At 64.8% G+C, this 24,598-nt stretch carries 25 protein-coding genes and 1 tRNA gene; 8 read left to right on the forward strand and 18 right to left on the reverse strand.

The features are described from left to right. Positions 1–221 precede the first annotated feature (221 nt). Positions 222–815, forward strand: coding sequence for a LuxR C-terminal-related transcriptional regulator (locus AB7F11_RS01420; protein WP_428299799.1), 594 nt, complete (start codon positions 222–224; stop codon positions 813–815). On the opposite strand, the gene AB7F11_RS01425 is transcribed toward AB7F11_RS01420, so the two are convergent. Continuing rightward, positions 812–2,230 carry a sensor histidine kinase gene (locus AB7F11_RS01425; RefSeq protein ID WP_428291542.1) on the reverse strand — a complete coding sequence of 473 codons (1,419 nt, stop codon included), beginning with the start codon at positions 2,228–2,230 and terminating at the stop codon, positions 812–814. The genes AB7F11_RS01420 and AB7F11_RS01425 overlap by 4 nt on opposite strands. A 111-nt stretch (positions 2,231–2,341) precedes the next feature. Between AB7F11_RS01425 and AB7F11_RS01430 the strand changes: the two genes are divergently transcribed. Beyond that, positions 2,342–2,432, forward strand: a tRNA-Ser gene (locus AB7F11_RS01430). 459 nt (positions 2,433–2,891) lie between these two features. Here the strand turns inward: AB7F11_RS01430 and AB7F11_RS01435 are convergent. The 5 genes from AB7F11_RS01435 to AB7F11_RS01455 form a co-directional block, all read right to left on the reverse strand. Next, the gene (locus AB7F11_RS01435) at positions 2,892–3,608 is read right to left on the reverse strand and encodes an SOS response-associated peptidase (RefSeq protein ID WP_428299798.1); all 717 of its coding nucleotides are present in this window, start codon (positions 3,606–3,608) and stop codon (positions 2,892–2,894) included. A 69-nt stretch (positions 3,609–3,677) separates the two neighbouring features. After that, positions 3,678–4,118, reverse strand: a complete 441-nt coding sequence (locus tag AB7F11_RS01440; RefSeq protein ID WP_428299797.1) for a hypothetical protein — start codon at positions 4,116–4,118, stop codon at positions 3,678–3,680. Between the two features lie 61 nt (positions 4,119–4,179). Further along, a complete protein-coding gene (gene serS / locus AB7F11_RS01445; RefSeq protein ID WP_428288329.1) occupies positions 4,180–5,493 on the reverse strand; it encodes a serine--tRNA ligase in 1,314 nt (437 codons plus the stop codon). A 44-nt stretch (positions 5,494–5,537) separates the two neighbouring features. Then, entirely contained in the window at positions 5,538–6,509 is a 972-nt protein-coding gene (gene ispH, locus AB7F11_RS01450; protein ID WP_428288328.1) for a 4-hydroxy-3-methylbut-2-enyl diphosphate reductase, read from the reverse strand. Continuing rightward, a complete protein-coding gene (locus tag AB7F11_RS01455) occupies positions 6,509–6,955 on the reverse strand; it encodes an FKBP-type peptidyl-prolyl cis-trans isomerase (protein WP_428288327.1) in 447 nt (148 codons plus the stop codon). The genes ispH and AB7F11_RS01455 overlap by 1 nt, the downstream gene beginning before the upstream one ends. A gap of 65 nt (positions 6,956–7,020) precedes the next feature. On the opposite strand from AB7F11_RS01455, the gene radC reads away from it, so the two are divergent. Together radC and AB7F11_RS01465 are read left to right on the forward strand one after the other, a co-directional pair. Then, the gene (gene radC, locus AB7F11_RS01460) at positions 7,021–7,713 is read left to right on the forward strand and encodes a RadC family protein (protein WP_428288326.1); all 693 of its coding nucleotides are present in this window, start codon (positions 7,021–7,023) and stop codon (positions 7,711–7,713) included. A gap of 19 nt (positions 7,714–7,732) precedes the next feature. Then, positions 7,733–8,368 carry a Smr/MutS family protein gene (locus tag AB7F11_RS01465; RefSeq protein ID WP_428288325.1) on the forward strand — a complete coding sequence of 212 codons (636 nt, stop codon included), beginning with the start codon at positions 7,733–7,735 and terminating at the stop codon, positions 8,366–8,368. Between the two features lie 7 nt (positions 8,369–8,375). Here AB7F11_RS01465 and AB7F11_RS01470 read toward each other — a convergent pair whose 3' ends face one another. Both AB7F11_RS01470 and AB7F11_RS01475 read right to left on the reverse strand, forming a co-directional pair. Further along, on the reverse strand, positions 8,376–9,275 hold the full coding sequence (locus tag AB7F11_RS01470) for an SMP-30/gluconolactonase/LRE family protein (RefSeq protein ID WP_428288324.1): 900 nt from the start codon (positions 9,273–9,275) through the stop codon (positions 8,376–8,378). Next, positions 9,272–10,114, reverse strand: coding sequence for an IclR family transcriptional regulator (locus tag AB7F11_RS01475; protein ID WP_428288323.1), 843 nt, complete (start codon positions 10,112–10,114; stop codon positions 9,272–9,274). The genes AB7F11_RS01470 and AB7F11_RS01475 overlap by 4 nt, the downstream gene beginning before the upstream one ends. A gap of 112 nt (positions 10,115–10,226) precedes the next feature. On the opposite strand from AB7F11_RS01475, the gene AB7F11_RS01480 reads away from it, so the two are divergent. From AB7F11_RS01480 to AB7F11_RS01490, 3 genes are all read left to right on the forward strand, one after another. Then, positions 10,227–10,907, forward strand: coding sequence for a hypothetical protein (locus AB7F11_RS01480; RefSeq protein ID WP_428288322.1), 681 nt, complete (start codon positions 10,227–10,229; stop codon positions 10,905–10,907). A gap of 74 nt (positions 10,908–10,981) precedes the next feature. Then, a complete protein-coding gene (locus AB7F11_RS01485) occupies positions 10,982–11,971 on the forward strand; it encodes a TRAP transporter substrate-binding protein (protein WP_428288321.1) in 990 nt (329 codons plus the stop codon). Positions 11,972–12,039: 68 nt separating this feature from the next. Further along, positions 12,040–12,297: a hypothetical protein gene (locus AB7F11_RS01490; protein ID WP_428288320.1), complete on the forward strand. Its 258-nt coding sequence runs from the start codon at positions 12,040–12,042 to the stop codon at positions 12,295–12,297. A gap of 4 nt (positions 12,298–12,301) precedes the next feature. Here AB7F11_RS01490 and AB7F11_RS01495 read toward each other — a convergent pair whose 3' ends face one another. From AB7F11_RS01495 to AB7F11_RS01540, 10 genes are all read right to left on the reverse strand, one after another. Further along, complete coding sequence (locus AB7F11_RS01495) at positions 12,302–12,721, reverse strand: group II truncated hemoglobin (RefSeq protein WP_428288319.1); 420 nt, start codon at positions 12,719–12,721, stop codon at positions 12,302–12,304. Beyond that, positions 12,718–15,273, reverse strand: a complete 2,556-nt coding sequence (locus AB7F11_RS01500) for an ABC transporter permease (RefSeq protein ID WP_428288318.1) — start codon at positions 15,271–15,273, stop codon at positions 12,718–12,720. Before AB7F11_RS01500 ends, AB7F11_RS01495 begins: the two co-directional genes overlap by 4 nt. A 114-nt stretch (positions 15,274–15,387) precedes the next feature. Continuing rightward, a complete protein-coding gene (gene upp / locus AB7F11_RS01505; RefSeq protein ID WP_428288317.1) occupies positions 15,388–16,020 on the reverse strand; it encodes a uracil phosphoribosyltransferase in 633 nt (210 codons plus the stop codon). Between the two features lie 58 nt (positions 16,021–16,078). After that, positions 16,079–16,942, reverse strand: coding sequence for a formate dehydrogenase accessory sulfurtransferase FdhD (locus tag AB7F11_RS01510; RefSeq protein ID WP_428288316.1), 864 nt, complete (start codon positions 16,940–16,942; stop codon positions 16,079–16,081). 93 nt (positions 16,943–17,035) lie between these two features. Beyond that, complete coding sequence (locus AB7F11_RS01515) at positions 17,036–17,419, reverse strand: hypothetical protein (RefSeq protein ID WP_428288315.1); 384 nt, start codon at positions 17,417–17,419, stop codon at positions 17,036–17,038. 47 nt (positions 17,420–17,466) lie between these two features. Beyond that, entirely contained in the window at positions 17,467–18,684 is a 1,218-nt protein-coding gene (locus tag AB7F11_RS01520; protein WP_428288314.1) for a formate dehydrogenase subunit gamma, read from the reverse strand. A gap of 9 nt (positions 18,685–18,693) precedes the next feature. Continuing rightward, a complete protein-coding gene (locus AB7F11_RS01525; protein ID WP_428288313.1) occupies positions 18,694–18,942 on the reverse strand; it encodes a hypothetical protein in 249 nt (82 codons plus the stop codon). Beyond that, complete coding sequence (gene fdh3B, locus AB7F11_RS01530) at positions 18,939–19,541, reverse strand: formate dehydrogenase FDH3 subunit beta (protein WP_291128167.1); 603 nt, start codon at positions 19,539–19,541, stop codon at positions 18,939–18,941. Before fdh3B ends, AB7F11_RS01525 begins: the two co-directional genes overlap by 4 nt. Positions 19,542–19,556: 15 nt before the next feature. Beyond that, complete coding sequence (locus AB7F11_RS01535; protein ID WP_428288312.1) at positions 19,557–22,520, reverse strand: formate dehydrogenase subunit alpha; 2,964 nt, start codon at positions 22,518–22,520, stop codon at positions 19,557–19,559. A 17-nt stretch (positions 22,521–22,537) separates the two neighbouring features. Further along, positions 22,538–22,768 carry a formate dehydrogenase gene (locus AB7F11_RS01540; RefSeq protein ID WP_428288311.1) on the reverse strand — a complete coding sequence of 77 codons (231 nt, stop codon included), beginning with the start codon at positions 22,766–22,768 and terminating at the stop codon, positions 22,538–22,540. Positions 22,769–23,209: 441 nt separating this feature from the next. Here AB7F11_RS01540 and AB7F11_RS01545 point away from each other — a divergent pair, with 441 nt between their 5' ends. Continuing rightward, the gene (locus AB7F11_RS01545; RefSeq protein ID WP_428288310.1) at positions 23,210–24,595 is read left to right on the forward strand and encodes a sigma-54-dependent transcriptional regulator; all 1,386 of its coding nucleotides are present in this window, start codon (positions 23,210–23,212) and stop codon (positions 24,593–24,595) included. The last annotated feature ends 3 nt before the right edge of the window (positions 24,596–24,598 follow it).

Raw genomic sequence — 24,598 nt, forward strand, 5'->3', positions numbered from 1 at the left:
CAAGATTCGTGGAAAATCTACCCCCGCGTGTTCCTGAGTCATGTACATTCGTTCCTCAGCCAGAGATCCAGGCGATTTTGAGGCAGTGAGTTCGAATCCCCGGCAAAGAAACCGTGCGAAAGTAAAAAGAACGACTGCCTTTGAAAGGCGCCAGCTATCGCCAAGCGGTACCGATCTCTATATGCTGTCGAATTGAAACCCCTTATTACCGCGCGCCAGACATGAGTATTTTTGTAATTGACGACCATCCGCTGATGCGAGAAGCCGTCGTCATGCTGCTTCGCCGCCTCAGGGCGTCCACGCAGGTGGTCGAACTGGAGCGTCTGGCCGCGGTGAGCAAAGCCATTACCGAGCATGGTGAGCCTGAGTTGGTCTGCCTGGACCTGAAGCTGCCCGACACCAACGGCGTCTCGGGCGTGCTCGAAGTGCGCCAGATGTTGCCCGACACCTCCCTGATCGTGCTCTCAGCCTCCCCATCGTCCGACTACGAAGACCTGGCACGTGAAGCCGGCGCCGACGCCTACGTGGAAAAATCGGCCGGCGCGGCCCAGATCGCCAAGGTGCTGCGCGAATTCCTGGCAGACGAGGTGGAAGACGAAAATGCGCCGACCATCCCGGAAAAACTCTCCAAGCGTCAGAAGCAGTTGCTGGTGATGCTGGACCGGGGCCTGAGCAACCGCGACATCGCCGAGCAGCTCCAGATCAGCGAGCACACCGTCAAGGTGCATTTGTGGCGGCTGTTTCGCCGGCTGAACGTGAAGAGCCGTTCGCAGGCCAGTCACCTGGCCCGAACCGCCGGCCTCCTGGACCTCTAAGCCTCCTCCGCGCCCGGCGCCGCTGCCGGCTCCTGCTGCGTGAACGCAGGCAGGATCACCCGGAACACGCTGCCACGGCTGGCCTCCGAATTGAGCGCCAACTGGTAGCCCATGAGCGACGTGAGCTTGGAAACGATGGTCAGCCCCAGGCCCAGGCTGTCCTCGGTGCCCTGGTGCTGGGACACCCGGAAAAATTCCTGAAAGATCGCCTGCTGGTGTTCGCGCGCAATGCCCACGCCGGTGTCCCACACCTCGAACACCAGCATGCCTTCTCGCTGGCGCAATCCCAGCAAGACGCCACCCTGGTGGGTGTGGCGCAGCGCATTGGACAGCAAGTTGCCCAGAATTCGGCGCAGCACCACGGGGTCGGACCAGATCGTGCAGGGTCGGGCGTGCGTGCGCAACCGCAGCGACTTGCCCACCGCCACCGGCTCGAACTGCAGCGAAAGATCGGCGAACAGCTTGCGCACGTCGACGTGCTGCAACCGCACCTTGTAGTTGCCTGCGTCGATGCGGGTGAGGTCGAACAGCGAGTCGAACAGCTCATTGATCGCGCGGGTCGACTGCAGGATGCGCGGCGCGATGTCTCGAGCCATCTCGGGTTCGGTGGCCAGCCAGTCGGCGTACAGGCTCAGCGCATGAACCGGCTGGCGCAGATCGTGCGCGGCGGAAGCCAGGAAGCGGTTTTTTGTGGCCACAGCGCGCAGCGAAGCGCGCGTCTGCAGCGTCAGCGAATCAATGAGCTCCTGGTTGGAAAACTGCAGCTCGAAACTGGATCGGTGAACATCATGCAGGCGCCGACCCGCCATCACCAGCAAGCCCCAGAACACCAGCAACAGCGCCAGCAACACCAGCCCCACCTGGATCGTTCCAGGCCTGTCGACCAGCCGGATGGTGTGGTAGACCAGGCCCACGGAAACTGAAAGGATCAATGTGCCCGCGTAGTGGCGGAACACCGGCAGAAAGGCACTGAACGAAGTGAGCGTGAGCAGGCCATGGCCCAGCACCACCAGGCCGCAGATGAACTGAACCGCCTGCGGCGCCTGCTGGTAGCTCAGGATCACCGGCCCGCCCCACAGGAACGCCGAGGCGGTCCAGGTCCAGCGGTAATGCTCCACGAAATTCATGCGCTGCGGGCCTTCCAGGCTGTCGTAGCGCAAGCGGTAAATGCCGATGAGCCGATAGCGGTAGATCAGCATCAGCAGCATGAGCACCGCCCACACCGCCAGCGCCCAGCCATCCACATGCCCCGCCATGAGATAGACCAGGACGGGCAATGCCAGCGCAGTGGCCAGCAGCGACGGCCCCACGTTGTCCATGAGCACGCCGATAAGGTGAGAGACGACCCAGGTATCCCGCACCTCCGGTGAGGCGGGCACGTGCTGGTAAGTGGCGGGTTGGGTATCGACGAGCATGAAGGGCCACTGAGGGCAAGCACAGGTGCGCGCATTGTCTCACCGGCCAGCACCGGACGCCGAACCGACGGCCGCACGAAGCCTCCTGCTAGAATCGCAGGCTTCGAACACGGAGAGGTGGCAGAGTGGTCGAATGCGCGGGACTCGAAATCCCGTGTACGTTTTCAACGTACCGTGGGTTCGAATCCCACCCTCTCCGCCACGACACCAGCAAACTTGCGGCCTCCGGGCCGCTTTTTTGTTTTGTCCATCCATATGTCCTTCCTTGTTGAAGGAATTTTGCTGGTGGACGCATCTCGACTGCAGATGCAGAACTCAACGGCTGCCGGACGGTCGTCCGACACCGCTGGAGACTTTGAGGACCAGCCCATCGATAGCGCCTTCAGCGACGATGCCCGCCATAGCCCGATCCGGGCAACGGGGACCCCACCAATCACGGAGTTCCCCATGAGCAAATCCACGATCCGCCGAGCCCGCCTGGCCTCATTCCCGAGGCAAGACGGTTGCTGCCACTACTGCGGCCTTCCCATGTGGCTGGATGTCCCTCAAGAGACGACCGAGCCCTTTGGCCTCCGCGTGCGGCAAGTCTCACGACAACAGTCCCTTTCGCCCCCTACCCGCAGCCTGTCTGCAAGGGCTGGAGCAAGCCAGGGCAGCAACGCTACGACGAATCGCTATCGAGCAAGGGGATGTTCACCCCTGTCGGCACCGACGGCCCTGCGTCGAACACGTCAACGGGTGCGAGGCGCAGCAAGTCTTGAGCCTCCTGCACGGTCCCCGCCAGCCACTGGTCCACATCGCCCTGCTCGATCGGGATCACGCTGCGCTTGTCCTGCAACTCGAAGGGCAGCGGTTGCTTCGTCTCTGGATCCAGGTCGGGCCTGTGCATGCGGCTCATCAGGGGATGGCTGTTGGCGTGGATCGTGAGCATGGTGTAGCTCTCGTGGATCTCGCCCGTGGCTTTGTCAGTCCAGGTGTTCCACAGACCAGCCAGGCCCCAGGGCTCTCCATTGGTGCGGCGAAAGCGCCACCACACATTTTTACCGCTCTCCCAGTTCGGTTCGTCGAACCAGTCGGCGGGGATGATGCACCGCTGCCCGCGAGCCCAGGGATGCTTGAAAGTGGCCTTGGCGGCCAGCTCTTCGCTGCGGGCATTGTTCGTCGAGAACTTGATGTCGGCGGTCTTGGAGAACCACGGGATCAGGCCCCAGCGGCCGACCACCAGTTCCTGCGCATAGCCCACATCGTCAACCGCTCGACGGATGAATGCACCTGGCTTGCGCGGGGCAACGATCCCGCCATCCCAGGCGAGGTCATTCGTCGGCCGCCAGTATTTGCGGATGCCAGCGAGCTTGGTGGACCCGTAGAGATTGCACATGGCGCCAGCATAGCGTGGCAATGTCCATCCATTTGCGCGCGCTCCACACTGGAACAGGTCGTCGGCGACTTAACTGACGGAGTCCAGGGAGACCAGGAATCGGTTCACGTCGTTGGGCGTGAAGCCGCACCGCAAGGTGTAGGTTTTTCCGGCCACCAGTCTGAGCTTGATCGACGGGTGGGCGAAAAAGCCTCCGCTGGCGCAATAGGCAATGATGGTGTAGTCGCCCGGCAGCGTTTCCACACTGGTGGGGTAGCCGCTCCACATGTCATTGACGAACGTGCGTTGCGCGTCGCCGTCTTTCATGAAGGACTCGAACCCCAGGAAGAAGCGCACCGATCCACCACCGACCTGTGAAGGGTCCTGCGCCTTCACCACCGCCACCTGGCTCCCAGGCAACTGGACCCCCTGGTACAGCCGCTTTTCCCGCACCGCACAAGCTGTGGTCAGCAAGGTCAGCAGGATCAGCGCAAGGAAGATGCGAAAGGGGTGGCGGCGTTGGCTGGGCATGGTTTTCAGCGGCGATGCTTTGCGTGGGTGATCCAGTGACTGGAGGTTCTGGCCAATGAACTCAGGCAGGGGTCAAGCGCTCCAGCCCGCCCATGTAGGGGCGCAGCACCTCGGGCACGGAGACGCTGCCGTCGGCGTTCTGAAAATTCTCCAGCACGGCCACCAGCGCACGGCCCACCGCGAGGCCTGAGCCATTGAGCGTGTGCACCAGTTCGTTCTTGCCCTGGGCGTTCTTGAAGCGGGCTTGCAGACGGCGCGCCTGGAAAGCTTCGCAGTTGGAGACCGAGCTGATCTCGCGGTACGTGCCTTGCGCGGGCACCCACACCTCCAGGTCGTGCGTGCGGCTGGCGCCAAAGCCCATGTCGCCAGTGCACAGCGCCATCACGCGGTAGGGCAGGCCCAGTTTCTGCAGCACCGCCTCTGCGTGACGGGTCATGTCCTCCAGCGCCTCATAGCTTCTCTCAGGATGCACGATCTGCACCATCTCGACCTTGTCGAACTGGTGCTGGCGGATCATGCCGCGCGTGTCGCGCCCGGCGCTGCCGGCCTCGGAGCGGAAGCAAGGTGTGTGCGCGGTCATGCGGATCGGCAACTCGCTTTCGGCCAGCACGGTGTCCCGCACCACGTTGGTCAGCGTGACCTCGCTGGTGGGAATGAGGTAGAGCGCCTGGGTGTCGGGCACTTCCTCACCTTCCTGGCCGCCCTTCTTCACCGCGAACAGGTCACCCTCGAACTTGGGCAACTGGCCAGTGCCGTGCAGCGTCTCGGCGTTGACGATGTAGGGGGTGTAGCACTCGGTGTAGCCGTGCTCCTGGGTCTGTACATCCAGCATGAACTGGGCAAGCGCGCGGTGCAGCCGGGCAATGGGGCCGCGCATGAAGGTGAAACGCGAGCCCGCGAGCCTGGAACCGGTTTCGAAATCGAGCCCCAGCTTTTCGCCGATGTCGACGTGGTCGCGCAGCTCGAAATCGAAGGCGCGTGGCGCGCCCCAGCGGCGCAGTTCCACGTTGCCATGTTCGTCACTGCCCACGGGCACGCTGGCATGCGGCAGGTTGGGCACGGCCAGCAGCAACGCCTGCAACTCGGTCTGGATGGCTTCCAGCCGCACGCCGGAGGCTTCGAGTTCGGCCTTGAACGACGCCACCTGAGCCATCACCGCGTCCGCGCTTTCACCCTTGGCCTTGAGCTGACCGATCTGTCTGGAAAGCGTGTTGCGCTGACTCTGCAGGTCTTCGGTGCGGGTCTGCAGTGCCTTGCGCTCGGTCTCCAGCGCGCGAAAGGCATCCACATCCAGATACGGCTGTGGCTGCTTGCGGGTTTCCAGGCGCGCCACGACGGCGTCAAGGTCTTTTCTCAGTTGAACGATGTCTAGCATGCGGCGATTGTAGTTTTGCGCCCCCGTTGGAGGCTTGGCGCGGTTCAGCGCAGGTGCTGGAGTGGAGCGGCATCGCCGCCTTCGGACTTGAGTCCCTTGGGCAACGGAAATTTGATCGTCTCGGTCAGGCCATCCATCGTGCGCACGGAAATGGCTCCCATGGCCTTGATGCGGTCGATCACCTGGCGCACCAGGATTTCGGGCGCCGAAGCTCCGGCGGTGAGGCCCACGCGGCGTTTGCCGACAAACCACTCGGCCTGCAGCTCGTCAGCGCTGTCGACCATGTGGCTGGTGGTACCCAGCTTGATCGCCACTTCACGCAGTCGGTTGCTGTTGGAACTGGTCGGGCTGCCGACCACGATGACGATGTCCACCTGCGGGCTGAGCAGCTTGACGGCGTCCTGCCGGTTCTGCGTGGCGTAGCAGATGTCCTGCTGCTTGGGTTCTCGCACCTGCGGGAAACGCGCCTTCACCGCATTCAGAATCTGCGCGGCGTCATCCACCGAGAGCGTGGTCTGCGTGACCACTGCGAGCTTCTGCGTCTGCGCTGGCGCCACGCGAGCCACGTCGCTCACGTCTTCCACCAGGTGGATGCCGCTGTCGAGCTGGCCCATGGTGCCTTCCACCTCGGGGTGTCCCTTGTGACCGATCATGATGAACTCGAAGCCTTCGCGGTGCAGCTTGGCCACCTCCACGTGCACCTTGGTCACCAGCGGACAGGTGGCGTCGAACACGTGAAAACCGCGCTCCCTGGCCTCTTCCTGGATTGCCTTGCTCACCCCGTGAGCAGAGAACACCAGCGTGGCGCCGGGCGGCACCTCGGCCAGGTCCTCGATGAAGATGGCGCCCTTGGCCTTGAGGTCGTTGACCACGTAGGTGTTGTGCACGATCTCGTGGCGCACGTAGATGGGTCGGCCAAACTTCGCGATGGCACGTTCCACGATCTCGATGGCGCGGTCCACGCCCGCGCAGAAGCCCCTGGGTTCAGCAAGGACGATTTCCTGGGATTCGGCCATCAAAGTATCCCGATCAGTTGAACTTCGAAGCGCACGGGCTGCCCCGCCAGCGGGTGGTTGAAATCGAACAGCACCGCGCCGTCTTCTCGCACCTCCACGGCGGCGCCGGCGTAGCTGCCCAAGCCATCGGGCGTGGGGAATTGCACCACGTCGCCCACCGCGTACTGTTCGTGCGGGTCACCCAGCTCGTTGAGCAGCTTGCGCGCCACCCACTGCACCATCTCGGGCTGGCGTTCGCCAAACGCCTCGCCGGCACCGAGCTCAATCACCGTCTGTACGCCCTCCTCCAGGCCCAGCAGACGCTGTTCGATGGCGGGCGAAAGATCGCCCGCACCCAGGCTGAGCGTGGCGGGCTGGCCGCCAAAGGTGTCGATGATCACCTGCCCCTGCGGCCCGGACATGCGGTAGTGCAGGGTGAGAAAGGAGCCTTCTTGGACTTGGGGCATGGGCGGGGGAGTAGTGGGAACAGGGCCTATTGTAAAAAGCAGGCTCCAACAGGGAGAAAACCAAGATGGAAGGCCTTCTGACACCCGGGCTCAAGAGCCTGCCAATCGACGCGCGCCCGCGCGAGAAGCTGCTGGCGCGCGGCGCTGCGGCGCTCAGCGACGCCGAGCTTCTGGCGCTGTTGCTGCGCACCGGCATCCCCGGCAAACACGTGGTGCAACTCGCGCAGGAGTTGCTGGACCGCTTCGGCGGCATGGGCGGGCTGCTGCACACCGGCGCTGACGCGCTGCGCCAGATCAAAGGGCTGGGACCAGCCAAACGGGCGGAAATGGTCGCAGTGCTGGAGCTGGCGCGACGCGCACTGGCCCATCGGCTCCAGCAAAGCCCGGTGTTCGACAGCCCTCAGGCGGTGCGCGACTACCTTCAACTGCAGCTCGGCGGGCGCCACCACGAGGTCTTCGCCGTGATGTTTCTGGACAACCAGAATCGCCTGATTGCGCTGGAAGAACTGTTTCGCGGCACACTCACGCAGACCAGCGTCTACCCGCGCGAGGTGGTGCTGCGCGCCTTGCACCACCATTGCGCGGCGGTGGTGCTGGCCCACAACCACCCGAGCGGAGTGGCACAGCCATCGCGTGCCGACGAGACCCTCACCGCCACGCTCAAGGCAGCGCTGGGGCTGGTGGACGTGCGCGTCCTCGATCACTTCATCGTCACGAGTGAGCAAGCGGCGTCCATGGCAGAAATGGGGTTGGTCTGAGGCCAGCGACAATGGACGGATGAAAGTCCGCACGCTGGCCGAACTCAAGGCATTCAAGCGCGCCATGGCCGAGCAGGCCGCCGCCGAGGCCAGCCGGCAGGCGGCCGAACGCATGGTGCAACTTCGCCGCGAGCGCGAGCAGAAGTTGTTTGCGCTGGCCGTCGGCCCGGTGCGACCGCTGGCGGACAAGGGGCGCATTCCGCCGCGCCGCGTGCCGGTCGACCCCCAGCCGGTGCAGCGCCAGCGCGACGAGGCCGCCGTGATGCGCGAGGCCCTGTCGGATGACTTCGACGTCGAAACCCTTTTGCACACCGATGAACTCCTGAGCTACCGCCGCCCCGGCCTGGGGCCCGCGGTGGTGCGCAAGCTGCGCGAGGGCGGCTGGAGCATTCAGCGCCAGATCGACCTGCACGGCCTGCGCACCGACGAGGCCCGAGAAGCCCTCGGCCGATTCATTCGCGAAGCCCACCAGAACGGTCTGCGCTGCGTGCGCGTGGTGCATGGCAAGGGCCTGGGCTCACCGGGACGCACGCCGGTGCTCAAGCAGCGCGTGCTGCGCTGGCTGGTGCAAAAGAACGAGGTGATGGCCTTTGTGCAGGCACGCCCGGCCGAGGGCGGCGCCGGGGCGCTGGTGGTGCTGCTGCGCCCGGGCTGAAAGACACTCAGGGCCGTGGGGCTGGATAGCGGTGTTCCAGCAGGCCAGGCACATCCACTTCAACAGACAGCACGCTGCCTGCCAAGGGCTCGGCGCGGAGTTGCGCCCGGTTCAGGAACTTGCGGGCGGTGGTGATGTACAGCGTGCGCAGATCGGGGCCGCCAAGACAGACGCAGCTCGGGTTGGTGACTGGCAACTCGATGACACGGTCGATTTGGCCGTCGGGCGTGAAGCGCACCACGCGGCTGCCTGCAAAGATCGCGTTCCAGACAAAGCCTTCGGCGTCCACGCAGGCGCCGTCAGGCCGGTCGCGCGACGGGCTGTGGTCCACGAACACCTGGCGATGGGCCAGCGTGCCGGCCACCGGGTCCATGTCGAACTGCCAGGTCACGAAACGGCGCGTGTCGGAGAAATACAGCCGGTCCTGCGCGGGCGAGAAGGCCACGGTGTTGGAGACGATCACGTCGGCAAAGAGCCGGTGGGCCTGGCCCTTGGCATCCACCCGGTAGAAGGCCCCCTGAGGCCGGTGCAACTGGTTGTCCATGGTGCCCACCCAGAAATTGCCGAAGGCGTCGCAGCGCCCGTCATTGAGCCGGTTGTCGTTCTCCGGCGGTTCGACCTGGCACACCAGCCGCAACTGGCCGGTTCCCATGTCGAACACGTGTAGGGCGAGGTCCAGCGCCAGCAGCACGCACTGGGGCTGGTGGGTCAGGGCCAGCGAGCCGACGAACCTGGCGTCGAAACCAAACATGTCGTGTCGACCCGAGGCGGGATGGAAGCGCTGCAACTTGCCGCCGTCGATGTCCAGCCACAGCAAAGACTGGGTCTGGTCGCACCAGAGCGGCGTTTCCCCCAGGATGTCCTGGACGGGGATCGCGCAGACGGGCACTGGGGCGGTGGCGCTCATCGTCGGGACATTCCGCGGCCAGTGGCCACTTTCTCCGAGACGTTGCCCCAGGTGCCCACGTTGGCGGACTTGAGCAGGGGCGAGGCATTCGACGCGAGTGCCAGTTCTTCCGCCGCGCGCAGCAAGGCCGGACCGAACTGCAGCATGCGCTTGAGACTCAGACGCGACGTGGGTCCGGCGATCACGATCACGCCCGAGGTCGCTTCGTCACCTTTGTGGATCGGTGCGGCCATGGAGCTCATGCCGGGCGCATAGGCGTCCTGGATGACGCTGAAGCCGCGCTTGCGGTGCTCGTCCAGGATCTTGAGGAAGGCCCGCACGCTGGTGGGCGCGTTGGGACCGTAGTGCTTGGGCACTCCCAGCCCTTGCCGAGTTACGTATTCGATGGCCACATCTTCCGGCAGAGTCATCAGCCAGGCCTGTCCGGCTGCGCTGCAGGAAAGGCGAAGGTCAATGCCCATGTCAGGGTCGTACAGCAGCCCGGACTTCGCTCCCTGAGCTTTCGCCACCAGGGTCAGCCGTTCTCCGTCGACGATGGCGAGACGCACGAGCTCCTCGGTCACCGAAGCCAGTCGGTTGATGACAGGCTGCGCGATGTCAACCACGCCGGACTTGCCGAGAAAACTCAGACCCATGGACGCCATCTTGGTGGTCAGCGCGTATTCACCGCGCACCGGCAACTGCCGCACGTAGCCGTACTTGATGAGTTCCTGCAGCGTTCGATGGCACCCGCTGCGCAACTGGTTGAGTTCGGTGGCGATCTGCGCGAGTGCCACACCGTCGGGGTATTCCGTCAGGTATTCGAGGATCGACAGTGATTTTTCGAGTGCTCCACTCATGGGTTGACTCCTGAATGTTCAATTTTTGAATGGTATATTTTTATTGAACACCATTCAACTTTGTGGCAGCATTCGCCACCTTGAACATCAACGATGGAAAGGTCGGCACGCGATGGCTCTTCTTGGACAGGCGGCGCTCGCCATGTGGTGGGACATGGCCACGGAGCAGCGCGCGGAGTTTGAACACTGGCATTCGCACGAGCACTTCCCGGAGCGCATGGCGATCCCGGGCTTTCGCCGGGGCACGCGCTGGGCCAGCGCCAGCGGGGGCGAAGAGATTTTTCAGATGTACGAGCTTGACGCGTACGAGGTGCTCCAGTCTGCGGCCTACCTGGAGCGGCTGAACGCGCCCTCCCCCTGGTCGACCCGCATGATGCCGCACCATCGCAACATGGTGCGCAGCCAGTGCCGTGTGCTGGCCTCTGCCGGTGGCGCAGTGGCCAGGCACGCACTCACGATCCGGTTTTCCCCTCGCGGCGGATCAGAGGCACGCTTGGCAGGCGCTCTGTCCGAGCGCCTGGGCGCCCTTGCCGCACAACCTGGCTGCGTGGGCGCTCACTTGCTGCGCCACGAGACGCCACCCATCGCCCCCACGCGAGAGCAGCAGATCCGGGGCGGTGATCGTGTGGCTGACTGGGTGCTGGTCATCGTGGGCTACGACCTTGATGTGCTGCGCAGCATCCAGACCACCGATCTTTCCGAGACCGCTTTGCAGGCACACGGGGCAGACGGCGGCACGCTCGGTGCGCTGTACACGCTGTGCCACTCCGCCGCCTCTGCAGAGGCCGTCTGATTCGACCAGGTTTCAACGCGGCCCACGGGCCATTTCCACCCACCAGGAGACCCATCGCGAAAGTTCGTGATTGGATGCTCGCCGCCACCCTGGCGGCCTTCGGCGTGAGCGCCCAGGCGCAATCCCAGGAGCGGATCATCCGCTTTGGCCACGTGGTGCAGCCAGGCCACCCCATCTCCCTGGGGGTGCAGAAGTTTGCAGAGATCGTGTCCGCCAGGAGCGGCGGCAAGATCAAGGTGCAGGAACTCGGTGGCGGCGTGGTCGGCGGTGAAGCCCAGCAACTGAGCGCCGTGCAGGGCGGCGTTCAGGACATGACGCTGCCCTCGGCCACCATCATGGGCGGCGTGATCAAGGAATACACACTGCTCGACATTCCCTTCTCGTTCACCAAGGCCGAACAGGTCGATGCGCTGGTGGCCGGTCCCTTTGGCCAGGCTCTGGGTGCCAGGCTGGCCGACCGGGGCATGGTGGGCCTGGCTTTCTGGGAAACCGGCTTCCGCAATTTCACCAACAGCCGCAGGCCGATCGTCAACGTCGAAGACCTCAAGGGCCTGAAGCTGCGGGTGATTCCCAACCCCATGTTCCTTGAGAGCTTCGGTGCCTTGGGCGCCAACCCGGTGCCCATGGCCTTCCCGGAGTTGTATGGTGCGCTGGAATCGAAGGCCATGGATGCCCAGGAAAATCCGTTCTCCGTGGTGCTGACCAGCAAGTTCAACGAGGTGCAGAAGTACCTGAGCGTCACCAACCACGTCTACACCGCCAACCCGGTGGTCATCAGCAAGCGCACCTGGGACCGGCTCTCGCCTGAAGAGCAGAAGATCGTGCGCGAAGCGGCGGTGGAGGCGGGAGAATTCCAGAAGAAGCTGAGCCGAGAAGCGGCCGGCGGCGCCCGCAAGGAACTCGAGGCCAAGGGGATGCTGATCAACGACGTACCTGCCGCCACGCTGGAGAAGATGCGGGAACTCACCAAGCCGGTGGCGGACAAGTTCGCCGCCTCGTACGACCAGGCCATCGTCACCATTTACCGCGCCGAGATCGAAAAGGTGCGCGCCAGCATCAAGTAACACCCGGGTGGGCGGTGCTGCGCTAAGCTCCCCCTCATGGGCCATGGTGGCCCGCCAGAGGAAGCAACATGAGCCTGCCCACCCCGCGAGTGGTCCTGGTATTCGGCGCCGATGACCAGGCCTGGATACGGCGTTCGTCGATCACTGTTCCGGCATTCTGGAATGGGCATGAGGTTCCCCCCGTGCAAGGCGATGTGGTGCGATTTTCTGGCCGGCAGTTCACGATCCAGGGGCGCCTGTGGGAACAGGATGGCGACTCGATCACCCTCAAGCTCTACATGAGCTCTGCACACGCCCCGAGCGACACGGACTTCGGCCCGCTCTGAGCGGCTAGCCAGGCGAGTTGCGCATCCAGTCGGCGGTCTGGAAGAAGCTGGAGCGCAGCCGTTCGCGCAACGCCGGTTCCACGCCGGTCTCACCCATGGCCTGATCCATGCACGCCAGCCACTGGTCGCGCTCGACAATGCCAATGGCAAACGGCATGTGGCGCATTCGCAGGCGCGGATGGCCGAACTGCTCTGTGTAGAGCTGCGGCCCACCCATCCAGCCACAGAGAAACCAGAACAGCCGCTGGCGGGCGTTGTCCAGCGTGCTGCCGTGCACCGCGCGCAATTCGCGGTAGCCAGGCTCGATGTCCATGAGGTCGTAGAAGCGGTCGACCAGCGCACGCACCCGCTCCTCACCGCCGATCCACTCAAACGGCGTTTCAAATCGCGCGGGCTCCTGGGGTTGGTGGATGGGGGCGTTCATGTGGCTGCCTTGCGAAGCGTCTCCACCACCGGCGTGCGCAGCACGCTGCGCAAACCCCACCAGCCTGCCATGAGGGCGAGCAGCGCACCAGCGATGGCGCCACCCAGTGGCACCCAGGGCGAGGCGGTCCAGGAAAACTGAAACACGAAGCGCGCCAGCGCCCAGCCCACCGCCACGGCCACCACCGATGCAAGGAAACCGGCCAGCAGGCCCACGCCCAGCAGTTCGATGCGTTGCACCTGCCGCAACAGTCGAGAGCCCGCGCCGACAGCGCGAAGAATCGCAAACTCGCGTTCGCGCTCGCCGCGCGTGGCGGTGATGGCCGAGAGCAGCACCACCAGGCCAGCGGCGAGTGTGAAGGCGAAGAGGAACTCCACCGCGCTGATCACCTGGCCCAGCACGCGCTGCACCTGCGCGATGGTCTGACTCATGTCAACGTTGGTGATGTTCGGAAACTGACGCACCAGGGCGTTGTCGAAACCGTTCGACACGCCGCCGGCCACCTCGGGCGCGCGGAACGCGCTGATGTAGCTCACCGGCACGTCGGGCACCTGAGCCACGGGAAACACCACGAAAAAATTCACCCGCATGGAGCCCCAGTCCACTTTGCGCAGGCTGGTGATGCGGCCCTCGGTGATCTGGCCGGCGATGTCGAAGCCCAGGCGGTCGCCCAGTTTCAGGCCCAGCTCTTCGGCCAGCCCTTCTTCCACGCTCAGCGCGTCGGCTTCGTTGTCGATCCAGCGCCCGGCGCTCACCGGGTTGTGGTCGGGCAGCGTGGCGGTGTTGGAGAGGTTGAACTCGCGGTCCACCAGGCGCTGCGCACGGTCGCTGGTGAAGTCCTCGGGGTTGACGCTCTGGCCATTGATGCGCACCAGGCGACCCCGGATCATGGGGTACCAGTCGAAGCGCTGCACACCGGCCATGCGCAAGGCTTGCTGGAAAGCTTCGCCCTGCTCGGGCTGCACATTGATCACGAAGCGGTTCGGGGCATCTGGCGGGGTGGCATTGCGCCAGCTGGCGATGAGGTCGGTGCGCAGCAGCACCAGCAGCACCAGCGCAAGAAGACCCACCGCGAGCGCGCTGATCTGCACCACGGCATAGGCCGGGCGCGCAGAAAGCTGGCGCGTGGCCATCACCAGCGCGCGCGGCGCGGTGGCTTCGTTCACGCTGGCGCGCAGCATGCGCACGGCCGCGTAGCTGGTCGCGGCGAACAGCAGCACGGCGCCAGCAAAGCCACCCACGGCGATGGCGCCGAGCAGCAGATCGCGGCTGGCAGCCAGCAACAGCGCTGCAAAGCCAAACATGCCCAGGCCGAGCACGGCGAGCGTGGCGGGCTTGAGCTGGCCCACATCGCGGCGGATCACGCGCAACGGCGGCACCTGCGCCAGTTGCAGCACCGGCGGCAGGCCGAAGGCGAGCATGAGCGTAAGTCCCATGCCCAGACCGAGCAGCACTGGCGCCATGCCTGGCGGCGGCAGGCTTGCCTCCACCAGGCCAGCGAGCAGCAGCACGAAGGCGTGGTGCACCCCATAGCCAATGAGCACCCCCAGCGCACTGGCGACCAGGCCAATCAGCACGAATTCCAGCGTATAGGCGCGCGCCATGGTGCCCTGCGAGAGGCCGAGCACGCGCAGCATGGCGCAGTCGTCCAGGTGCCGCTGCGCGAAACCGCGTGCAGCAATGGCCACCGCCACAGCACACAGCAGCGCAGCCAGCAGGGCCACGAGGTTGAGGAACTTCTCGGCCCGCACCAGCGTCTGCTGCATCTCGGGGCGACCGCCCTCCAGCGATTCGAGCCGCATGCCACGCACGCCCGGCTTCTTCATTTCCTCGTCCACCCAGCGGCTGAATTGCGCCACCCGCGCATCGGCGCCGGCCACGGCGAGCCGGTAGTTCAGGCGGCTGGCCGGTTGCACCAGGCCAGTGGCCGCGAGGTCGCTGTCTGCAATCATCACGCGCGGGGCAAAGTTCATGAAGCCTGCGCCCCGGTCGGGCTCCACCACAATGATGCGTGCGATCCGGAACGAGGTGTCGCCGAGCAGCAGCGGGTCGCCCATCTTCAGGTCGAGCGCCACCAGCAGGGCCGCGTCGACCCAGGCCGTGCCCGGTGCGGGAATCTCACGCGTGTCGGCGTCGGGCGAACCGGGCGCCTCGGCCACGCGCAGGGCCCCGCGCAGCGGATAGCCCTCGCCCACCGCCTTCAGCGCCACCAGGCGGGCCGCACCACCTTCTTCATCGCGCGCGCGGCCCATGGTGGGGAAGCCCAGGGTCAGCGTGGTGGTGAGGCCGAGCGCCCGCGCCTGCGTCTCAAAGCTCGCCGGCGGCGCGTTGTCGCTGCTCACCACTGCGTCGCCGCCAATCAGGGCGCGGGCATCCCGAGTGAGACCGTTCTGCAGACGATCGGCAAAAAATCCCACGGCCGTGAGCGCGGCGACCGCAAGCGTCACCGCCAGCAACAGCAGGCGCAACTCACCAGCGCGCCAGTCGCGCACCAGGGAAGTCCAGCCCAGGGTCCAGAAGCGGATCGGGAGCGAGGCAGGGGGGGTATTCATTTTTGGACCTTATCGCATCTGCAAATTCCACACATCGGACCGGCGCGAAGTGGATGGGTTCAGAGCGCCGCGGAACTGGCTTTGCCAGGCCGCAGGCGTGGCGCGGGGGGAGCCCTACTTCGTGCCAAAGATGCGGTCGCCGGCATCGCCCAGGCCGGGGACGATGTAGCCGTGATCGTTCAGGCCGCGATCCACCGCTGGCGTGTAGACAGGCACGTCAGGGTGCGCATCGTGGAAGGTCTTGAGCCCCTGCGGGCAAGTGACCAGGCACACGAAGCGGATCGAGCGCGGCCCGGTCTTTTTCAACCGGTCCACGGCGGCCACGGCCGAGTTGCCGGTGGCGAGCATGGGGTCGAGCACGATCACGTCTCGCTCGTGCATGTCCTGCGGCATCTTGAAGTAGTACTCCACTGCCTGCAGCGTGGCCGGGTCGCGGTACAGGCCGATGTGGCCCACGCGCGCGCCCGGGATCACCTGCAACATGCCGTCCAGAAAACCGTTGCCCGCACGCAGGATGGAAGCCAGCACGACTTTCTTGCCATCAATCACGCGCGATGTCATCTTCTCCAGCGGGGTCTCGATCTCGATGTCCTGCATGGGCATCTCGCGCGTGAGCTCGTAGGCCAGGAGCGCACTGAGTTCGTGCACCAGCTCGCGGAAACTCTTGGTGCTGGTGTCCTTGCGGCGCATCAGGGTCAGCTTGTGCTGCACCAGGGGGTGGTCAATGACGTGGAGGGCTCGGCTCATGGAGGAATCTCGGTAAGGGGTCACCGAGTTTATGTCCGAACCCACGGCCCCCGCCTTGTCAGGGCGAGCTGGCGGCGCGCTCGCGGCCGACCGGCGATGCGGGGGGCACCGCGTCGAGTTTCAGTCGCTGTGGATGGGTGTAACAGAGGAAGTGCCTGTTGGTCGCACGCCCGATGGCGCACAGGCCCACCCGCTGGGCCACGTCCAGCCCCATCTGAGTGATGCCGCTGCGCGAGACCACCACGGCCACGCCCATCTGGGCCGACTTGATGACCATCTCGCTGGTGAGGCGACCGGTGGTGTAGAAGATCTTTTCGCCGGGGGCGGTGGGCGCCTGTTGCAGTGACATCCAGCCCGCGATGGTGTCCACCGCGTTGTGGCGCCCCACGTCTTCCACGAACAGTTGCAACGCTTCCCCGCAGAACAGCGCGCAAGCATGCACTGAACCCGCCGACTTGTAGGTGCTCTCCTTGAGTCGTATCGCGTTGACGATGGCGTAGAGCTCCGACTGCTTCAACCCGGCGTCTGCCGGCAGGCGGATGTTGTCGATTTCGTCCATGAGGTGGCCGAACACGCTGCCCTGGCCACAGCCGGTGGTGACCACGCGTCGGGACGTGCGCTCCTCGATGTGGTCGATCCCGTGGCGGGTCTTTACCGACGCTGCGTTCACGTCCCAGTCCACGGTGACCGATTCGATCTCGTCGATGGAGGCGATCAGGCGCTGGTTGAGCAGATACCCGAGCACCAGCCACTCCGGATGCGCGCCCAGTGTCATGAGCGTCACGAGCTCTCGCTTGTCCACGTACAGCGTGAGATCGCGCTCGGCGGGTATGAAGATGGTCTCGCGCTGGCCGAGCTCGTTCATGACCTCGACTTCGCGGGTCAGCGGCGCGCGGGCCTGGGTCAGTTGGGGCAAGGGCATGGATCGAAGACTAACGCATGAAAAGGGCCGCCACCCGGAGGTGCGGCCCTGGCGAGGCGTCGGCAAGGGTTTTCGGCCCTCAAGCCGACACGGTCATTTCTTGGCGGGAGTGGCGGCACCCGCAGGCGCCTGGGTGCTCGGTGGGCTCACTGCCGTGGCGGCAGGGGAATGCGCACCGGCGGCTTCTGCCGGCTTGGGCGGTACGTAGGCAAACGGGCCGGGATCGACGCAAGGCGCCGCTGCCTCGGCGGGCTTCACGGATTTGCCCGCAGCAGCAGCCGTCTTGAAGTAGTTGCTCGCGGCCTTGTCCATCGCCATGCAGAGCTTGTAACCGCCCACCTTGGTGCTCCAGGCCGTCCTGGCAGCGGCTTCGGCCGCCTTGGCCTTGGCTTCATCGGTCGGGGGCGGCGGTGCGGGCAGCTTGGCGTGGGCAGCAAAGGCCAGCAGCAGGGAGAGACACAGCAGGCTGCGTTTCATGGGGTTTCCTTGTCTCGGATCGTTGCGGTGGGTGACCATCATCGGACTCAGACCTTGACCGTCTGACCGGTGTCGGTCGGGCCATTGGCGCTGCGCTGGGCGGGGATCTTTCCGGCCTTGATGTCGTCGTACCAGAGTTCGTGGTGTTCCTTGGCCCATGTCTCGTCCACATAGCCGGTCTTCATGGCCTTGTAGGCGCCTTTCATGCCGATGGTGCCCAGGTAAATGTGCCCCATGAAGAGACACATCATCAGCACCGCAGCGCTGGCGTGGATCATGTGCGCCACCTGCATGTTGCCTCGGGTGTATTCGACCGAGGGCACCAGCTTGTCAAGAAAGACACCTGAGCCCACCACGATCAGTCCGAAGAAGAACACGCCGGCCCAGAACACCACTTTCTCCCCCGCGTTGAAGCGGTGCGAAGGCACCTCTTCTCCACTGAGCAGGCCACCGCCCTTGAGCAGCCAGGTGAGGTCGCCCTTGGCGGGCAGGTTGTCCTTGATGAAGGTGACGATGACGATCACCAGCGAAACGGCGAACAGCGGGCCGGCGAAGTTGTGCAGGTTCTTCAGCGCGTAGGTCAGCCAGCCAAACAGCGTGCTGCCGATGATGGGCAGCAGGAAGAACTTGCCGAACGCCATGACGATGCCGGAAATGGCGAGTGCCACAAATGCAATCGCGTTGAGCCAGTGGGCGGAGCGCTCCAGGTAGGTGAAGCGTTCGATCACCCGGCCTGTGGGCTGGCCGTGAACGTCCAGGGCACCCTTGGCCATGTAGAACAGCGCGATCGCCACCATCACGATCAGCAGCAGCGAGCCGCCGTACGGGATGATCCAGTCGTTGCGCACCTGGCGCCAGGCTTCGCCGGCGTTTGTCAGGCGTGCGCCGGGGTACTGCGCGAACGGCTGGATGAGGTTGCCCGCCTCCAGGTAGGGCAGGCTGGTGGTACCGGTCACGCCCTTGCCCACATCGCGCCACATGGGGGCGTTGTTGCCGGGCTGCACCTGGCCGCGTTGCGCGTTGGTCTGCTCGCCGTACTTGGGGTCGGTGCTGGCATCGGGCGCGATCTCGAAGATGTTCGCGCTGCGGATGCCGCCCTGCTGCTGGGCCGGTTGGGCGGCGGCTGGCGCGGGGTCTTCCTGCGCAGGCTCCACCTTCAGGGCCTGGGCGTTGGCCCAGCCAGCGCTGAGGGCCAGCACGGCCGCCGACCAGAACACGGGTGAAATCAGGCGGCTCAAGCCACGTGTCAACAACGAAGTGGACATGGTTCGGCCTTACTTGTTGCCCATGCGGGTGTAGTCATTCTGTCCGTACTGCGCGCGCGTCTTGAGCTGCTGCTCCCAGCTGGCCTTGTCGCCGGGCTTCCAGCCGGTCTGCGCGTACTGGCTCTGGCCCACGCCCTGGTAGGGCGCACCGTCCTGCTTGACGCCGGCTGCGTTCATTTCCTGGGGTTGGTCCCCACACGCGCTCAGGATCAGCGCGGCAGCGGCCAGCAAGGTGGAGATGGTCAGGCGCCTGATCATGACTTGGTCCCCTGTGCGGTGCCGTAAGCGGTTCCCCAGCCCCACACTTCGGCGCCCTTGCCACGCTGCAGCACGCGGTTGCGGAAGATGTCGGCCACCACATCACCGTCACCGGCAAGCAGGGCCTTGGTCGAGCACATCTCGGCGCAGGCCGGCAGCTTGCCTTCGGCCAGGCGGTTGCGCCCGTACTTCTCGAATTCGTTCTGGCTGCCATGGGCCTCGGGGCCGCCAGCGCAGAAGGTGCACTTGTCCATCTTGCCGCGCACACCGAAGGTGCCTTGCGACGGGAACTGCGGCGCACCGAAGGGGCAGGCATAGGAGCAGTAGCCGCAGCCGATGCAGACGTCCTTGTCGTGCAGCACCACGCCTTCGTCTGTACGGTAGAAGCAGTTGACCGGGCAGACCGCCATGCAAGGCGCGTCGCTGCAGTGCATGCAGGCCACCGAGATCGACTTCTCACCGGGCACGCCATCGTTGAGGGTCACCACGCGGCGGCGGTTCACGCCCCAGGGGACTTCGTGCTCGTTCTTGCAGGCGGTGACGCAGCCGTTGCATTCGATGCAGCGTTCCGCGTCACAGATGAATTTCATTCGTGCCATGTCGGTCTCCTGGGCTTATGCTTTTTCGACGTTGCAGATCGTGGACTTGGTTTCCTGCATCATCGTGACGATGTCGTAACCATAGGTCGTGCCGGTGTTGACCGCCTCGCCGCGCACGACGGGGAAGGCACCGTCGGGGTAGTAGGGCTTCATGTCCGTGCCTTGCCAGCGTCCGGAGAAGTGGAACGGCAGGAACACGGTGTCCGGTCCCACGCGCTCGGTCACCAGCGCCTGCACATTCAGCCGCGCACCGGTTGGGGTGGTGACCCACACACGCTCGCCATTGCGGATGCTGCGCGCCGCCGCGGCCGCCGGGTTGAGCTCGACGAACATTTCCTGCTGCAGCTCGGCCAGCCAGGGGTTGGAGCGGGTTTCCTCGCCACCGCCCTCGTACTCGACCAGGCGGCCCGAGGTCATGATGAGCGGGAATTTCTCGTGCATCTTCTCCTCGACGTTCTTCGCCTGCAGCGACTTGTAGAGGATGGGCAGGCGCCAGCGGGTCTTCTGGTCGTCGTGGCTGGGGTACTTGGCGATCAGGTCGGGACGCGTGCCGTAAAGCGGCTCGCGGTGCTGCGGAATCGCATCCGGGAAGTTCCACACCACGGCGCGGGCCTTGGCGTTGCCAAACGGATGGCAGCCATGCGCCATGCACACGCGCTGGATGCCACCGGAGAGGTCGGTCTTCCAGTTCTTGCCCTCGGCGGCCTTCTGCTCGTCGGCGGTCAGGTCGCCCCACCAGCCCAGCTTCTTGAGCAGCACATGGTCGAACTCGGGGTACCCGGTGGTGATCTCGGCGCCCAGCGAGTGGGAGCCGTCTTCGGCCAGCAGGCTCTTGCCGTCGCGCTCCACGCCGAAGTTGGCGCGGAAGTTGCCGCCCCCATCCATCACGTGGCGCTCGGTGCTGTAGAGGTTGGGCGAACCCGGGTGCTTGATGGCAGCGGTGCCGAAACAGGGCCACGGCAGACCGAAGTAGTCGCCGCTCATGTCGTAGCCGGTTTCCTTGTCCACCACCTTGCCCTTGCACTTGAGCGACTTGATGTCGAATGCGCTCATGTTGCGCATGTGGGCCTTCAGCCGTTCCGGGCTCTGGCCGGTGTAGCCAATCGTCCAGACCGAGGCGTTGATCTCGCGCAGCACGTCCTCGATGACGGGCTCGTCCATGCCCTTGACCTTCTGCATCTTGAAGTTCTTCGAGAACTCGGCGGCAAAGCCCAGCTTTTCGGCGAACTGGTGCATGATCATGTGGTCGCTGCGGCTCTCCCACAGCGGCTCGATCACCTTCTCGCGCCACTGGATGGAGCGGTTCGACGCCGTGACCGAGCCACTCGTCTCGAACTGCGTGGCCGCCGGCAGCAGGTACACCGCGCGGTTGGGGTTGAGGTCCTCGGGCTTGCCGGGCATGGCCGCCATCGACGCCGTGGCCGATGGGTAGGGGTCCACCACCACGAGCAGGTCGAGCTTGTCCATCGCGCGCTTCATCTCCAGGCCACGCGACTGAGAGTTGGGCGCATGGCCCCAGAAGAACACACCGCGAAGGTTGGGGCCCTGGTCAATGAGCTCGTTGTTCTCCAGCACACCGTCGATCCAGCGCGAGACCGTGATGCCAGGCTTCTCCATCATGCCTTCGGCGTACTGCTTCTTGATCCACTCGTAGTCCACACCCCAGACGCTGGCAAAGTGCTTCCAGGAGCCAGCAGCCAGGCCGTAGTACCCGGGCAGTGAATCGGGATTGGGGCCGACATCGGTCGCACCCTGCACGTTGTCGTGACCACGGAAGATGTTGGTGCCGCCACCGGTCTTGCCCACGTTGCCCAGGGCAAGCTGCAGGATGCACGAAGCACGCACCATGGCGTTGCCAATGGTGTGCTGCGTCTGGCCCATGCACCAGACAATGGTGGCCGGCTTGGCTTCCGCCATCATCTTGGCCACCTTGAACATCTGTTCTTCCTTGACGCCACAGGCCTCTTCCACAGCCGCTGGCGTCCACTTGGCCATGACGTCCTTCCTGACGTCCTCCATGCCGTAGACGCGGTCGTTGATGTACTGCTTGTCTTCCCAGCCGTTCTTGAAGACGTGGTACAGGATGCCGAAGAGAAACGGAATGTCTGTGCCGGAGCGGATGCGCACGTATTCGTCGGCCTTGGCCGCCGTGCGCGTGAAGCGCGGATCGACCACGATCATCTTGCAGCCGTTTTCCTTGGCGTGCAGCATGTGCAGCAGCGAGACCGGGTGCGCCTCGGCGGCGTTGGAGCCGATGTACAACGCGCACTTGCTGTTCTGCATGTCGTTGTACGAATTGGTCATGGCGCCATAACCCCAGGTGTTGGCCACGCCGGCCACCGTGGTGGAGTGGCAGATGCGCGCCTGGTGGTCGCAGTTGTTCGTGCCCCAGAAGCTCACGAACTTGCGCATGAGGTACGCCTGTTCGTTGTTGTGCTTGGACGAGCCCACGAAGTACACCGAATCGGGGCCGCTGGCCTCGCGCAACTCCTTCATCTTCGCGGTGATTTCATTGAGCGCGACGTCCCAGCTGATGCGCTGGTACTTGCCGTTCACCAGCTTCATCGGGTAGCGCAGGCGGTATTCGCCATGGCCATGCTCGCGAAGGGCCGCGCCCTTGGCACAGTGGGCGCCGAGGTTGATGGGTGAATCGAACACCGGTTCCTGGCGCACCCACACGCCGTTCTCCACGATCGCATCGGTGGCGCACCCCACCGAGCAGTGCGTGCAGACCGTGCGCTTGACTTCGATCTTGCCGGTGCCGTCGATGGATTTGCCGGAAGCCGCCTGAGCCTTCTTCACCAGCGTGAGCTGCGAGGCCGCCAGGCCCACGCCAACGCCCAGGCCGGAGCGGCGCAGAAAACCACGCCGGTCCATGGTGGGCAGCGCCGACGACAGGCCGCGCTGGAGTTTGTGAACGAAGCCAGAGGAAGAGCGCGGCGCGTGCGCGCCAGAGGAGGACTTTTTGGTCAGCAACATGGGGGACTCCTGTTCGCTCAGATGCGGGTGGTCTGGTAATACTGCTTGACGTGATCGCTCAGGCTGTAACCACCGCCCTTGGTGGGCGCGGGCCTGGGTTCGACAGCAGCCGCTTCTTCAGGTGACACCCGGGGCAGCAGGGTGGCTGCTGCCGCCAGCGCGCCCACCGTGGATGCGCCGGCAAACAGGGTGCGGCGCTGGAGGTTGGGACGGCCTTCTTCGGGCGTGGATCGTGGGGACTTGGACATGCATGTCTCCTGGTTGAACGGGCTCCGCAAGACAACATGCGGACCTTTTGCATACGTGGAATCTAACCGTCCCCCACAGCCCGTGCAAGCGGCCCCGCAGCGCAGCGGCCCGCGCAAGATGCAATCCATTCTCATCCCCCCATGTCGCAGCGCAACATGCGCGAGCGCTCCCGATTTCATAGCCAGAAGCGTGCCATGGGATGGTCATCTCAGCCCTACTTGCTTTGGTACTCATCTCACGGTGCACCACCCCATCACGTCGAGGGATAACCCTATGAAGCCGACACGGCGACCAGGACGCTGCGCCAAGCTGTCCGGTCACGCTGCGACAAGTTGTCGCAACAGAGCCAGGCATCGGCGCACGCCATCACCGCGTGAGGGCGTGGGATTTCGCCCAATACCCCAGTGAATTGGTAGGCTTCGTCCGTAGAATCCTCCCGGGTGCAGACCTCGTTTTTCCCCCCATCCCCTGAAAAGAACCTGGAAGGCTGGCCCGACTGGTCGATCCTGATCGTGGACGACGAGCAGGGCATGCTCAACTTCCTGGTCAAGACACTCGCGCCGCGCTGTCATTTCGTCATGAGCGCGGGCAGCGCAGAAGAAGGGGCGCAATGGCTGCGCGGCCACCATGTGGACCTGGTGATCCTGGACATCTCCCTGCCTGGCAAGAGCGGCGTGGCCTGGCTCAAGGAATTGCGCGAGCAAGGCTTCAATGGCGAGGTCATCCTGATCACCGCGTTCGCCGACCTGGACACCGCCATCGAGGCACTGCGCGCGGGCGCCTCCGACTTCATCCTCAAACCCTTCCGCGTGCCGCAGATCCTCAATGCGGTGAAGCACTGTTACGAGCGCTCTCGCCTGCGGCGCGAGAACTTCGTGCTGCGGCGTGCGGTGAGCAGCACTCCGGGGCGCAATGCGCTGGTGGGCTCGTCGCCGGCCATGCAGCGCCTGGTTCAGTCGATCGAACGCGTCGCACCCGTCAACAGCACCGTGCTGCTGCAAGGCGAATCGGGCACCGGCAAGGAACTGGTGGCGCGCGAATTGCACGCGCTCAGCAGCCGCGCCGCCGGGCCTTTCGTACCAGTCAACTGCGCCGCCGTCTCGCCCGAGCTGATCGAGAGCGAGCTGTTCGGCCACGCCAAGGGCGCCTTCAGTGGCGCCAGCCGCGCGCGCGATGGCCTGTTCCACTACGCGCAGGGCGGCACCCTGTTTCTCGACGAAATCGCCGAACTGCCACTCTCCATCCAGGCCACCTTGCTGCGCGCCATCGAAGACCTGAAGATTCGGCCGGTGGGCAGCGAACAGCTCGTGCCGCTGAATCTGCGCATCGTCGCGGCCACCAACCGCCAGCTCAGCGAAGAGGTGGCCGCCGGGCGTTTTCGCAAGGATTTGTTTTTCCGCCTGCAGGTGGTGGACCTCACACTGCCGCCCCTGCGTGAGCACAAGGAAGACATTGCCGAACTCGTGGCGCACTTCATCGCACAGCTCGCACCTTCACTTGGCGTGGAACCGCTCTCCATCAGCGAACAGGAGATGGATTTCCTGCGTCAGTACGACTGGCCGGGCAATGTGCGCGAGCTGCGCAACCTGCTCGAACGCTCGCTGATCCTGGGCAGCCTCAACGTGTCGGCCCTCTACCCCGGCGTGAAGCCAGTGTCCGAGATCGGCGTCGCGCCCGCGATGCCGACCGACCTGCACACCCTGGAGAAGATGCACATCCTCAACGTGCTCGACTCGGTGCAGGGCGACAAGACTCGTGCGGCTCAGTTGCTCGGCGTCTCGCGCCGCACGCTGGAACGCCGTGTCGCGGAGTGGAACCACCTGTGAAGA

Source organism: Hydrogenophaga sp. (genome assembly GCF_050250835.1).
In the GTDB taxonomy this organism is placed as follows: Bacteria; Pseudomonadota; Gammaproteobacteria; order Burkholderiales; family Burkholderiaceae_C; genus Hydrogenophaga.